Origin of the sequence: Leptothoe sp. LEGE 181152 (assembly GCF_032906605.1) — a bacterium.
GTDB lineage: Bacteria > Cyanobacteriota > Cyanobacteriia > Phormidesmidales > Phormidesmidaceae > Leptothoe > Leptothoe turfae.
The window spans coordinates 322,829-336,449 of sequence record NZ_JASATU010000032.1 but is presented as its reverse complement, the minus strand read 5'-3'; the positions used below and the strand labels follow the sequence as shown (position 1 = coordinate 336,449).

Sequence of the window (13,621 nt, the reverse complement as noted above, 5' to 3'; positions counted from 1 at the left end):
AGACGTTTACTTTCATGGCTGTTACCCCTTGCTGTTAGTTAATTCAACTCATCAGGCCTATCGTAAAGATGAGCAGGAAATAGAGGGTAGCCAGCTACCCTCAGCCACTAAAAAGACATCGCCTGATTCTGTTACAACGGCTTCTTGTGCATCTGCTAGTGATACAGGTTCCTGGTGGGGAAAGCTGGTAATTATTGGAGCCGATGCCTGTGGTTGACCAGTTTCTGGTCCTAGATCGTCTTGTATGAGGTCCTCGCTAGCAATATCTATCGGACTCAAGGGTTGACCACCCCGCCCCGTGATAATAAAGTCGCCTACTTGACTATCTGCAATGTTGTTGTTGGCAAGATTGCAGCCTTGGGCAATTTGATTGCTGGGGTCTACCACATCAATGGGCAGTTCTGATAAGCCTTGGTTCGGATCAACCGCTAAATTATTAATACTGACCTCACCGTCACCGCCCCTTTCAGACTGGGCGCTGATATCATTGAGACCATTGCCGCGAAGGTCATTACTAAAGGTCTGAACTTCTCGAAAGCCAAGGATACGCTCAGTGGTAATGTCAATGTTGCCACCTGTGCCAGTATTGGTGTCGGCCAAAATATCATTATCTTCATCAGGAACCGTGAGCACCAAGTTAGCATCGATGTCAATATCTCCACCGTTGCCGTTTGCACTGGCCCCAGCCTGAATCAAGCTACCCTGGCGTAAAAGGAGAACATCTACATTCTCAACGATGATACTGCCTGCATCTCCAGAGCCATCACTGCCGGTTACAAGGCTGGTATTTCTCAAGATTGCAAGATCTGCATCCCGAAGGATGATGTTGCCGCCTTGACCATTGCTGTTACGTGTTGTAGAAGCGGAAAATTGTGGGCCATCTGTAATGGTTGCAATGATAATGTCACCACTGTTCAGTGGTCTAAGCGTAATGTTGCCAGCCTTGGCCAAACCATTGGTACTGACAGATATTTCTGTCTCGTTACCAGAAAGATTAATGACATCGGCTGCAATATCAAAATCACCACCATCTCCATTCTCTTCTAGACTATTAGTCGCAGCGGTTAATTGTGCTCCGTTCTGAAGGTTCAATAGAGGTGTGCGAATGCGGATACTTCCTGCACGCCCAATACCGTCAGTATTGGTATTTATAAGGGCATTATCTAAAGTTACACTCTCATCACCTCGAATAATGATGCTGCCTCCATTACCGCTGCTGTTGAGTGTTGTAGAGGCTGAAATTTGTGGCTCATTATTGATGCTAGAGACACTAATACTACCACCACTATTGAATGGTTCTAAGCTAATGCTGCCAGCATTGGCTGGACCATTTGTACTTACAGTGATTTCAGTATCAGCATCGGCAAGGGTAATTGTTTCGGCATTGACTCTAATACTTCCGCCAATACCATTTCTCTCTGGGCTATTAGTTGCAGCCGTGATTTGTGCTCCGTTCTGAAGGTTCAATAGAGGTGTGCGAATGCGAATACCCCCTGCAGTTCCTCTACCATCCGTATTCGTATTGATTCTACTATTGGTCTCTAGGGTGATGCTGCTTGCACTTTCAAGCAAGACGTTACCGCCGCTACCACTACTACCAGTATTGGTATTACTCAAAATCTGACTATTATCAAGTTGAATATTGCCTGTCCTAGAGATGATGCTGACATTCCCAGCATCTGCAGACCGGTTCGCATCACTTAACAATTGAACATTATTGAGATTGAGATCCCCATTACTTATTATGAAAACCTCGCCAGACTGATCAAAATCACTGAGCTCTAAGGAAATACGTTGACCATCATTTACAACAGGATTGATAACTTCAAGCTGACCACTAGTGACTAGGTTGAGATTACTTATAGTCAGGTCATTGTTCCCTCCTTGGATTGTGACGTTGCCTGATGCATCACCACTGGAGACAGTTGACACCTGTACATCTAAGATCCTAGATGCTTGTAGGGTAACATTCCCGCCTGCTCCAGTATCTTCGTTGATCTCTGAAGCGGCCACTGTACTTATTCGATTATCGTTATTAAAAATAGTGCCTTCTACAGTGCGAACAGAAATATCACCGCCTCTGCCAACATCCCCATTACGTGAAACTGAGCCTGAGAACAAAGTGTTATTGTTAGTGATATCACCAACTTCTGAGAAAATCGAGATATTACCACCGTTCCCCACGGTACCAGTCTGTTCTGAAAAAACTGGGTTAGATGAAGGTGCATAGAAGGTCGATGATGAATCTATGCGGTTAGTGGAAATATCACCGAAATTGGAAGATAGAAAAATATCTCCACCATTACCTGAACCACCATTTTCTAAAGAAGACGCAGAAGATGAGAAAGAACTCAAACGACCATTTGCTGAGATATTGCCAAATCTTGAGATGAAAGAAATATCTCCACCATTGCCCGATTTGCCTCCAGCTTGTCGCACAAATGAGAACGACCTAATAAATGTTTCTGTTGATATATTTCCACGAACTGAAGAAAGGTTAATATTCCCGCCATTGCCAGCATTGCCAGCACGTGATATCGAAAATGCTGCTAATGGATTATTGTTGATAATATCTCCTGTCTCTGAGGAGATAGATATGTCTCCCCCATTGCCAGAGTCGCTTGAAAACGACTCCGAGAATGTTACTAAATTGTTGAATGTGGCGATGTCTCCAAACCTCGACGAGATCGAGATATTGCCGCCATTGTCTGATCTGCCGCCATCATTGCGTGCGGTTGAATTTGTATCTATGCGTCCACGAGTTGTGATATTACCTGTGATGGAAGAGATAGAGATATCACCGCCCCTACTGGGTCTGCCAGCTGATGCTTCCGAAAATGCATTCAATCGTTCATTGATTGTCAGGTCGCCAGATATGGAAGAAATAGAAATATTTCCAGCATTTCCAGCATTGCCAATTGTGTTCCTTTGGCTAAGGGAGAAAGCATTGATTCTGTCGTTGGTTGTGATGTTACCTGTGATGGAAGAGATCGAGATATTGCCGCCATTGCTAGCATTCCCATCTCCACGCCGTGCCTGCGAGAATGAGGCTATCCTGCCATCAATTAAGATATTTCCAGATAATGAGGAGATCAAAATAGGTCCACCATTGCCAGCATTGCCTGTATCTGAACGCGAAAACGAACGCAAATTTTCACCAGTTGTGATATCACCATCTGCTTCTAGGATGATGGGTCCTCCATCTCCCCCATCTATGACAGATGTTGTATCTATAATGTTGACTGCAATACTGCCGGGAGGTTGATTAGCTACAGGTCCTGCGTTAAAAGAGGTGCCTCCAGATTCCTGTGGTATATTAGGCCGTCCAACTGTTTCGACTCCGGCCCGTAAGATTGCAGCTGAACTGCTGGCTAATAAGTCTTCATCAGAACCGGAGCCATCTGGCGTCAACGTAGTATCGGGACCCGTGATGCGAATATTGCCTGCTTGAATGCTTCCTGTGGCTTCAACTTTGAGGGCGGCTCCTTCATAATTGCCGAAAACCACATCTCCATTGGCAAAGATAATCGGATCATATAAGCTAATAAAATTACCAGGTGTACCGGTCAGGGTTAAAAACTGTAAGCCACCACCACTCTCAAAGTGAGCATCAGCTGAAATCTCTCCATCACTAATCAGGCGTAAATCTCCGCCACTCAAAAAAGGTGTCTGCTCCAAATGCTGAAGTGTCCAAATATCAATGCTTTCATTTCCCTGGATAATGAGGTCATTGCCTGAGCGGGCAATAAAAGCGTCAGTTTCTGTATCCCTAATGGTCACTGCATCTTGTGCCTGTAGAGTCAGATTGTTGCCTGCGCTTAACTGTCCTTCCAAATACAGCTGATTCCCTAACAGTGTAAGATCGCCTCCGGTTTCCAGGTTCCCAGTGTTGTTAATATCTCCTTGAGGTAAGCCACTAAATTGGACGCCTAGTGGCACACTCATCGTTAATAGTGAAGTACCTTGTGGACTGGCAGCACTGAATACACTACCATCTGTAAATTCGATGCTCCCTGCTGTGCTGGCTGTGAACGCACCGCGAATATCTAATTGAGCATTGGGTCCAAAGGTAATGCCATTGGGGTTTAAAAAATATAAATTGGCAGGGCCGTCAATGCCTAATAGCCCATCAATCTCAGAGGGATTACTGCCAGTAACCCGACTGAGAATCATCTCAATGCCATCCGGATTTATAAAATAAACCTGCTGCCCTGGATTGATATTGAATTCTTCAAAGCTATGAAATAAACTTTCTCCCCGGATAGCTCCACCGTTAATGCGCTCAGTACTATTCTCCTTAATTATAGATGAGGACTCAAGCCCCAATGTGTTATCAGGAATAATCTGAGCGACTAGCATGTTTCCTCTGAGAGACTCTGTTGCTTTATCCTCAGAATATCCAGCGGCTAGATGGTTCTGGGAATTACCAGATGAGGCTGCATAAACAACCGTTGCTAGCTGACTAATGGCAAGTATGGAACTAAATAGGAGAAAATGGGGGGATGGGCGATAAGTCATAGGGTAATGACGTTAAATTGTGCTGATACTATCAACTATGTGAGCTTTTAGATGCTGGCTCAATCTTTTTTATAGATTGCTGTTCTCTTCTAATTCATTGCTAAAAGAACGAATACTGAAGCGTAAAATATAGGCCATTTTCTTGCAGAGAATCGCGATCATCTTCTTCAGAAATGAGGGGAATGCCCCAGTCCAGGCGGCCTATCAGATCTTGCTGACGGAATAGCAGGCCAATGCCTACACTGGCTAATGGATCAGGATTATTACCTTCACGATTCCAGCCATAGCCCGCCTCCAAAAATGGTGTAACTTGCAGTAGCCTATCATTGGTGCGATCGCGCCAGATTGGCAATCGTACCTCCGCAGATGCCAACAACCCATTATCTGTAGACAAAAGATTTTGACGATAGCCTCGCACAGTAGACTGTCCCCCAAGACTCAACTGCTCCAAACTTAATAGCGGATCAGTCGTCAACTGAGCACTGCCCTTCAGTAGCAATAACGTGTCGGGTGCAAGAATCCGCAGCCACTGGGCTTGACCTTGCCACGAAAAGAAACGACTATCTGGTATATCTCCGTCATTGACGGTGGCATCTAGCATGTCGAGGCCGAGATTAAACTGCGATCGCAATGCTAAAACCTCTGTTGTACTACGCTGGGTCCACGCTTGAAAAAAACGCAAGGCAGAGACTCTGGTACGTCCTTCATTGTCAGCTCCCAATGACAGTGGTATGGGGCCAATATCATCAATGCCTAAAGATGTTTGAGCGCGTTGATGAGAGGCTGTGAGTCCAATGGCAAACTCTTGAGCTGGAGTGAACTTTAGGGGATATTTGAGGGTAAGCTCAAAAAAATTAGAATCTGAGTCAATATCTAAAACATCAAAAGGCTCCTCAATGACATCATTATCAGAAGTATCAACCGCTAATCTCAGCGTGCTGCCGTGGGGACTAACGGGTAATGTGTAATCAACATTAATTCCATTACTACCACTAGTTGTCGTGTACCCAATACTTAGGCGATCGCCTAAACCGAGTAAATTCGCTTCGGTCGCTTGCAGTTGATTACGCACGGTGCCAACACTGGGAGAGCGATTATTATCCAGGGTGTAGGTGATCCCAAAGCTATCTGCTTCAACCACAGACACCACAAGACGATTGTGGCCTGCTTGCGGACTGGCTTGTAAGTCCGCAGAGATTGTGGTTATTAGCGGATCAAGCTGTAGGAGCTGTAATCTTTTGACTAATGTGTTTACGTTTAAGGGCGCTGTAGCTCCGAGCGCAATGCGACTACTTATATACCCTGGGTGCAGCCGCCGATTGCCTGTGACCAAAATCTCGGACAGGCTACCCTCAATAATCTCCATCAGAACGATCCCATCCACAATTTGTTGTGGTGGAACGATGGCACCGGAGGTAGCATATCCTTCATCTATGTATAGCTGAGTTACGGCTGCACGGGCGGCAGTCACATCTGCAAATGTTTGTGATTCTCCCGTAAATTCATGGGTCACCCCTTGTAAGGTTTCATCATCAAAAGCTGTGTTATTGACAAATTCGAAACGTTTAATCAAAAACGTGCCACTATCTCTTGGGACAGAAGACTGATTGGGTTGATCTTGAGGTTGATCTAAGAGTTCATCCGCAGACGGTAAATCTTGAGCAGGCAGCAGCTCAGGTTGAGGAGTAAGGGGTGGCGGTAACGTGTCTTGGGGGCTGGGCAGCTCTACAGGAGTTGTCTGTGCTTGTGCGTGTTCTATATGATGTGGGCTAAGAAAATGCAGAACGCTGATTGCACTCATCAGCCCAACTGCTAAGAGCAGACCATTTTGAGAGACTGATTGTCTATTCTGTAAGCAGCCCGATGGATGTGAGTTCATTTCCTGTTCTTTTTAGGGATAAGCTTACCTTGGGGGGTATTTATTAGAAAAATTCTTGACCTGCTATCCATAAGCTCAAAATATCTACCGCTATTAGAGAAATACGAACATCTAAATATTTTTATGCAGGAAATTAAATGATAAAATTCTGCAAGAGAAAAATACGAAAAAGTTTTTTTATAGGATTTAGCAAATTAGCTTGTAGGATTTGATTAGCAAGATGTTCTGCAAGAGTAGTCAGTTAAGACATCACAAATCCCTGGGTTCTGTCTATACATCCAATAACGCTTGCTGATGCTGACAGTTGTATTGAGAAAAGTTATGACTACCTTTTAATGTCTGCAACTGTTCTTGCAAGTAGGTTGAGACTTGCTTTGCACGGAGTCTGATAGCTGGTTGAGGGGTTTGACCCCTTTATCAGCAATAACCACTAGCCGATAGATTGAGGCTAGTGGTTGAGCTAACTATTTTCAGCAATCGCTGTAAGGAGGGCGAACGAGGGGACTCGAACCCCCGAATGGTGGAACCACAATCCACTGCCTTAACCACTTGGCTACGCTCGCCGTGTTTGAGTTTCTATAATATCACCCCTGTTCAGCGATTACATGGTTTTCCTGAATATTTTGCGATTAAAAGTTTAACCGATGACTGGGTTGGGCTTACTAAATGCACCCTTGATGATAGATTGAGTTGATTAAATAAGGATGGAAATAGCATCAACCACAACAGAAATCTGGCATGATTCCGTGGATACTACTAAAGTGAGTAGTGTTTATAACAATTGGTGTGTAAGCCGATTATCAAATTGTTTGGGGTCAAGTTGAGAGTGAAAACCTTGATTATGCCCAGCAGCGTTATTCCGGCAACGTTATCAAGAATGTGTGGACTACATAACGTGTGTTGAATAGTTTCCAAGTCTGTTCTAGAGGCATATTGGTAGGTCGCTATACCCGCTGGAAAGTTAGTGAATCTACAGCTACAGCATCGGTTTGCTGCTAGATTAGTGCGCTCACTAGTTATTCCAGCGTCATTAGCTTTGGTTCCTAAAGACAGACATCGGGACAGTGTCCCGGGGATTTATTGATTTCGTCTCACCCTAACAATCTCATTTAAAACTTCTCGTGACATCTACAGCCTATCTTTTGATTTCCCATGGCAGTCGTGATCCACGGCATCAAATCGCTATAAATCGATTGGCTCAGCTAATCAGAGAGCGACTTAACCCGTCTCTAGTGAGCCCATGGAGCAGTCAGTCTTGTGGCCCAGTGATGGTGCCAGACAATCGGTTTACTCCTAAAACGGTTTTAGGTGCTAATCGTCAACAGGCGACGGTATTAGCGGTTGCGCCAGCGTTTAGGTCGACTGTGACTGCCACTACCACTCGATTGCCTCAGGACCGCTTTATTGTTGGAACTGCTGTTTTAGACTGTGGACTTTTGCCGCTACATCAGCAGATTTGTGAATTTGGTCGACGGCTGAGTTCTGCTGGTATCGATCGCTTACACTTGGTGCCGCTGTTTTTGTTGAAGGGTAAGCATGTTATGCAAGATTTACCCGATGAAGTGGATCTAGCTCGCCACGAGCTGGGTGATGTCATTGAGTTGGAACTGGGTCATCATATTGGCGGTGCCCCAGGCATGCATGAACTGATTCAAAATCGATTTTTCCATTCCCCGAAGTCAGGGCGTTTAATCGTTGCCCACGGTAGTCGACGAGTGAGGGGAAATCGAGCTGTGGATAATTTGGCGAAGTCTTTGGGGACAGCGGTTGCTTACTGGACAACTGAGTCTGATATTCAGAACCAAACGATTCATTTAATGCAGCAGGGCTGTTCGACGCTGACTATTTTTCCCTATTTTCTGTTTGCTGGTGGAATTACAGATGCAGTGGCTCATTTGACTGAGGAGTTAGCTGAGCGCTTCCCGCGCACCAATTTCCGGTTATTGCCACCATTAGGGGCCACGTTTGACGTGGCTAATATAGTTGTGCAGACCTTGGGCCACAGCACATCCTCATAATGGTTGTGCTGAAGAGTACGATTTTTAGCCCTTGATTCAGACTATCCATGGGACAACAATGGGACAAATATGACTTAAGGTTAAGGATATCTTAAGTAAAATTAAGCAGGTACATCATTGCTGCTGTATCGATTTTGGCAATCAATGCTGGGTTAGGTTTGCCAGAATTGATCAATCATATCCATCCCATTGCAACTGACATGTCTCATTCCCTGACTCAAGATACGTTTGGCAAAGTCTATTTGGTGGGGGCTGGTCCTGGTGATCCAGGCCTTCTAACTTTGAAAGCTAAGGGCCTGTTAGAGCATGCGGATGTGGTGATTCATGACGCTCTAGTGAGTCCGCCAATTTTGGCCATGATTAGTGAGCATACTCAGGTGATTGATGCGGGTAAACGTCGCGGGCGTCATTCTATGGTGCAACAAGACATTACCCAGCTTTTGATTGAGCAGGCGAAAATTAATGCTGTGGTGGTCAGGCTGAAAGGGGGGGACCCGTTTGTGTTTGGCCGAGGTGGCGAAGAGATGATGGGGTTGCTGGAAGCTGGGATTGATGTGGAGGTGGTGCCAGGGATTACGGCTGGCATTGCGGCTCCTGCCTATGCGGGTATCCCAGTAACGCACCGCAATTATAGTTCGTCGGTGACGTTCGTAACTGGTCATGAGGCTGCGGGTAAGTATCGTCCGCAGGTCAATTGGTCGGCATTGGCCCATGGCTCGGAAACCATTGTTATTTACATGGGTGTGCACAATTTAGTGAATATTGTGTCGGAACTTACGGCAGCTGGCATGGCTGAGGAAACGTCAGTGGCTTTGGTGAGATGGGGAACGCGACCTGACCAGGAAGAGTTGATTGGAACATTGGCTACAATTGTTCAGCAAGTTGAGGAACAGCAGTTTCAAGCACCTGCGATCGCAATCATTGGTCGTGTTGTCGATCTGTATGAAACATTGGCCTCTGCATCGCCGATGCATTCTCCCCATTGGCAAACGGTTCAGGCAAGATAACCGATCGGGAGAATATTGGGTCTGTCCTGATTGCAATGAATGGGGATAGGTAATTCAAAATGGACAATGGGGAGCAATATGGGAGCGTAATTGAGCTGTCGGTTACGGATGCTGCTAATGAAAGAATTGATCGGTGGCTCTCCCAGAATTGTGATTTATCCCGCAATCGTATTCAAAAGTTGATTGAGCAAGGGGCCCTGAGGATTAATGATCAGCCCTGTATCAATAAAAAGGTAATCGTTAGTTCAGGGGATTGGCTACAGCTAAAAATTCCTGAGGTTGAGGCATTTGAATTAACGCCAGAGGCGATTCCCCTCGATATTTTGTACGAAGATCAATACCTGCTGGTGGTAAATAAGCCTCCAGGCATGGTGGTACATCCAGCTCCAGGTCATCCCAAAGGCACGTTAGTCAATGCCGTGTTGGCCCATTGTGGCGATCAGCTGACGGGGGTGGGCGGTGTGCAACGCCCTGGGATTGTGCACCGTTTGGATAAAGATACAACTGGGGCGATGGTGGTGGCTAAGACGGAGCCGGTATTACATCATCTACAGGGACAAATTCAGGCGAAAACAGCCCAGCGAGAATACCTTGGCGTCGTTTTTGGAGTGCCGAAGCTCCCAGAAAATCAGGATGTTGGGATTGTGGATGCTCCCATCGGACGTCATCCGAGGGATCGAAAAAAAATGGCGGTGGTGCCCATTGAGAAAGGAGGGCGGCGAGCCGTTACCCACTGGCGTATTCAGGAGCGTTTGGGCAACTACACATTAGTGCATTATCGATTGGAAACGGGGCGCACCCACCAAATTCGAGTGCATAGTGCGCTACTGGGGAACCCCATTGTGGGGGATATGACCTACGGCTCAGGACGCTCCATAGGGGTAAAGTTACCAGGTCAGGCGTTGCATGCTCGCCAGCTAACGCTGACTCATCCGATAACGGGAAAAGATGTGGTTGCGATCGCACCTCTCCCCCCACAGTTTGAAACCCTGCTTCAAAGATTACGACAACGCTAGAAATACTAGAAATATCTACGTGCTAATAAAAAAGGGAGTGGATCCAGAAAATCTACCCCCTTTTTAATTTTTAAGAGTTATAAAAAATCCTAAGCACCTTGCTTAGCTTTTTCAACAGCGGCAGCTGCTACAGGATCATTAATGGGGAAATTAACTCGACGGTAGGGCACACCCGACGTAAAGTTAACGCTCACAGCTGATACTCGCTGGGAAGGCAGGGGCTGGCTGTTGCTTAACCCACGAGCCATATCCATAAACAACGCTGGGCTACCAGCCTTAGGCTGCTTCTCTTGCGGTGTAAAGCGACGGACAGAAGATTGGAAGACAGGCTTGGGGAAACCCAAGATAGACCGGTAGTACTCGTCGTAGCGAGGTGACTTGATGTTGAAAGGCAGTTCACCTTGATTACGAGTAGGTAGAACACGACGACGCTGATAGGGCAGAATGTCATCGCCAAAGTTGTCTAAATACTCATCACTATCGAGGAGAGCATCAACAAACCCTTCAATACCTTTGGTCGCTACTATAATCGACCAGGCTAAAGTTTCTTCCTTATTAAAGATGTCACGGCCCAGAACTCGCTGAACTGTCTGCTCCACAAAACGATAGTTGTTATTCATTTTGTAGAAGCTGTTGCGATAAGTGTTAGCCAACAGCAGACCACGTACAAATTCACGTACAGTGATTTGGTTACTACGCAACTGAGATTCTAGGAATTTTTCCCGGTCAGCTTTAAATGCATGGAAAAAGATCTGACGGTAGGCCGCTTCAATCAGATCGTCGATATCAGTCGAAGAAAGAATATTCTGAGTCGAATAGATCTTAGGCTGATCATCCCCAGGAATTTCATAGCCCTCAACCCGAGAATTTTGAGTAACCGGTGAATAGTTCAGCAGAGGAATCGCCACTTGAGAATCTCCAGAATATGAGGAAATTTAACAAACGTTAATCATAACTATAAGGGTTTATGGGATCGGCACCGGATATTGTCGGGCAAAATAATACACAGCTTAACATTGAAAAAAAGGACCGTTTGTCAAGCTACCTATGGGTTTCTGGCGTTTATAAAATCTAAAAACTGCTGCCATTGGCCCGGAGTATTGCAATTTCGTAACATATTAGAATCTGCACTGGATAGCGGCACAATTGTTTCGGTTGCTAACCATCGTTGGAATGATCGGATATTATCTGCCAAAGCCTTGTTTAGACTAGGAATGCAGCGACGGTGATAAAACCCGCAGAGGGGTTCCCAGCGATCGCCTGCTTTCGGTAGGGTTGCGATCGCATTCTCATCTATCGTTTTCAGCTGCTCCTGCCATTGCTGGATTGTGGTTGTATCAAGAGCGGGCATATCGCAGGCCAGCAGGAGCAGCCAGTCAGGAATTTCCTGGTCCCGTCTCTGACTTTGGGCCAAAATCATGGACCAACCTTGAGCTAACGCAACCAGTGGGCCAGCCCCAGCAGCTTCTTCCTTTAGCAAAATGGCAGTTGACGTCAAGCGACTGGCGTATTTTGCTGGCCAAGGAGTTAATACATAGGTATGAGCTGCACACCTTTCGGCCACGGAGCAAGTCTGCTGCAGTAACGTTAATGCCTCCCCTGTTTGCCCTGCCATCGGTAATGTCAGTAGGGCCTTATCTTGCCCCATGCGGCTGCTTCGCCCCCCGGCTAATACTAAAGCAGCAGTCCTATGCCCATCATGAACTGATTGATTGACGTCACAGTCTCCGTTCATTGGCGACGCTGGCGATTAGCCCACAGCTGCCCTCTATAAAAATATGACAGCCCCATAAACCCAGACAGCACTGCATAAGCAACGCGGATGCCCCAGCCCGCATTATTAAAAAGCCAGTTATAAATATCGAAAGCCAACCTTAATAACCCCGTCTGCTGTCGCCCTAAATCAGTCAACTGAGTTTGCAGTGGGCTAGTATCATTGGGATTTTCCAGATTGTCTAATCGAGTCGGTGGGGTCGCTCGAGTGGCCGTATACCAGTAAAATCCCACATTGCCAGACTTTGCCGTCTCCCGTCGCAAAAAATCGTCAGTGAGCTGTTGAGCGTGAGTGATCGATAAACTTTCTTGGTTGGCGACCTGTCTGACCCAAGCGTTATAACGCACTCGGTGGCCAAGCATCAGAACCAACGGTAGAGTGATGCCAAGTAGCACCAAGCGCAGGTTGAGGTTGCTGCCTGTGGGTAAATAGTAAGTGAGTGCACCCAGGGTGACCCCTAACAGCGCTAACAGGATTGGGCTAGCAAGTTCAGCAATTTCAAGAGACGCGAGAACACCACCCACAATGGGCAAGGAATATACGTATGAGTCAACACTCCAAACAATGGCAAGTTTGGAAACGATAGCCAATACACAGGCAAGGATGCCGAGTAAAAAATAAATCCCAATGTGTCTTGGACGTGACTTCACTTGCATGAACAACCGAAACAGAGGATTAGTAACGCCTTGTGTCAGGCTAAAAATGCCTATGGAAAATCATTTTCTGCCTAGAAGGTGACAAACACGCCAACAACGATACCATTCGACTGGCTTTTCTCCCATGATGGAGTCATGAGCACAATAAAATAGTACAATTGAACTAATATCCATTAAATCAAGTGGAGTTTGGTTGTGATGTCTTCTGTCCAAACGGGTCAACTCATCTCACTGTTGGTCAATAACGTCTTGATGGTGATTATCGTGATGACGGTGACTCTAGCTGCTTGGCTGCGGTGGTGCTGGTTGCGCTCAGGCAGTACGGTGACCCGAGGAATAAGACGGCGGTGTCGGTGGGCTTACCTTAGTTTTGTGCTGACAGTCGCCACGCTGCTGGGCATGTTGACCAGTTTAGGTGTGCTGACCCTGCGTGCCATGATTGCTGTTAATGCTCTGGTAGTTGGGGCAATGGCTATTTTTTTGTTAAGTGTGATTACTCTGTTAATAGCCTTGGGGCTATGGTTTGTTGATCTATGTAGCGATCTGCCTGCTTTCCCGGTCGGTAGGCGGTCTAGGGAGGGTGATCTGCTTCATGCCCCGCCGATAGCTCTGCTACCTGCTTCGATGGCAACGGGTACTCGTCGTCGTCGCGTCCAGCGTAGACAGCGACGGTAATCAGCAAACCAGAATCAGCAAGATTTTCAAAAAGAAACCCCTGCTAGGACAGTCTGGCAGGGGCGTAATGATATTAGA

At 46.3% G+C, this 13,621-nt stretch carries 9 protein-coding genes and 1 tRNA gene; 4 read left to right on the top strand and 6 right to left on the bottom strand.

All coding sequences use genetic code 11. The features are described from left to right. Positions 1–57: 57 nt before the first annotated feature. From QGP82_RS18675 to QGP82_RS18665, 3 genes are all read right to left on the bottom strand, one after another. Positions 58–4,518, bottom strand: a complete 4,461-nt coding sequence (locus QGP82_RS18675) for a two-partner secretion domain-containing protein (protein ID WP_499060648.1) — start codon at positions 4,516–4,518, stop codon at positions 58–60. A gap of 100 nt (positions 4,519–4,618) precedes the next feature. After that, a complete protein-coding gene (locus tag QGP82_RS18670; RefSeq protein WP_499060647.1) occupies positions 4,619–6,319 on the bottom strand; it encodes a ShlB/FhaC/HecB family hemolysin secretion/activation protein in 1,701 nt (566 codons plus the stop codon). 568 nt (positions 6,320–6,887) lie between these two features. After that, positions 6,888–6,960 (bottom strand) — tRNA-His (locus QGP82_RS18665). Positions 6,961–7,518: 558 nt separating this feature from the next. Between QGP82_RS18665 and QGP82_RS18660 the strand changes: the two genes are divergently transcribed. From QGP82_RS18660 to QGP82_RS18650, 3 genes are all read left to right on the top strand, one after another. After that, on the top strand, positions 7,519–8,415 hold the full coding sequence (locus QGP82_RS18660) for a CbiX/SirB N-terminal domain-containing protein (RefSeq protein ID WP_163671015.1): 897 nt from the start codon (positions 7,519–7,521) through the stop codon (positions 8,413–8,415). Positions 8,416–8,615: 200 nt separating this feature from the next. After that, positions 8,616–9,422 (top strand): uroporphyrinogen-III C-methyltransferase, encoded by an 807-nt coding sequence (gene cobA, locus QGP82_RS18655; protein ID WP_163671870.1) that lies wholly within the window; start codon positions 8,616–8,618, stop codon positions 9,420–9,422. Between the two features lie 59 nt (positions 9,423–9,481). Beyond that, positions 9,482–10,438: an RluA family pseudouridine synthase gene (locus QGP82_RS18650; protein WP_163671016.1), complete on the top strand. Its 957-nt coding sequence runs from the start codon at positions 9,482–9,484 to the stop codon at positions 10,436–10,438. Positions 10,439–10,527: 89 nt separating this feature from the next. On the opposite strand, the gene QGP82_RS18645 is transcribed toward QGP82_RS18650, so the two are convergent. The 3 genes from QGP82_RS18645 to QGP82_RS18635 form a co-directional block, all read right to left on the bottom strand. After that, positions 10,528–11,346 (bottom strand): phycobilisome rod-core linker polypeptide, encoded by an 819-nt coding sequence (locus tag QGP82_RS18645; protein WP_163699987.1) that lies wholly within the window; start codon positions 11,344–11,346, stop codon positions 10,528–10,530. A 137-nt stretch (positions 11,347–11,483) separates the two neighbouring features. After that, positions 11,484–12,173, bottom strand: a complete 690-nt coding sequence (locus tag QGP82_RS18640; RefSeq protein ID WP_499060646.1) for a molybdenum cofactor guanylyltransferase — start codon at positions 12,171–12,173, stop codon at positions 11,484–11,486. Beyond that, a complete protein-coding gene (locus QGP82_RS18635) occupies positions 12,170–12,868 on the bottom strand; it encodes a hypothetical protein (RefSeq protein ID WP_499060645.1) in 699 nt (232 codons plus the stop codon). The genes QGP82_RS18640 and QGP82_RS18635 overlap by 4 nt, the downstream gene beginning before the upstream one ends. A gap of 198 nt (positions 12,869–13,066) precedes the next feature. On the opposite strand from QGP82_RS18635, the gene QGP82_RS18630 reads away from it, so the two are divergent. Continuing rightward, positions 13,067–13,543, top strand: coding sequence for a hypothetical protein (locus QGP82_RS18630; RefSeq protein ID WP_163671020.1), 477 nt, complete (start codon positions 13,067–13,069; stop codon positions 13,541–13,543). Positions 13,544–13,621 lie beyond the last annotated feature (78 nt).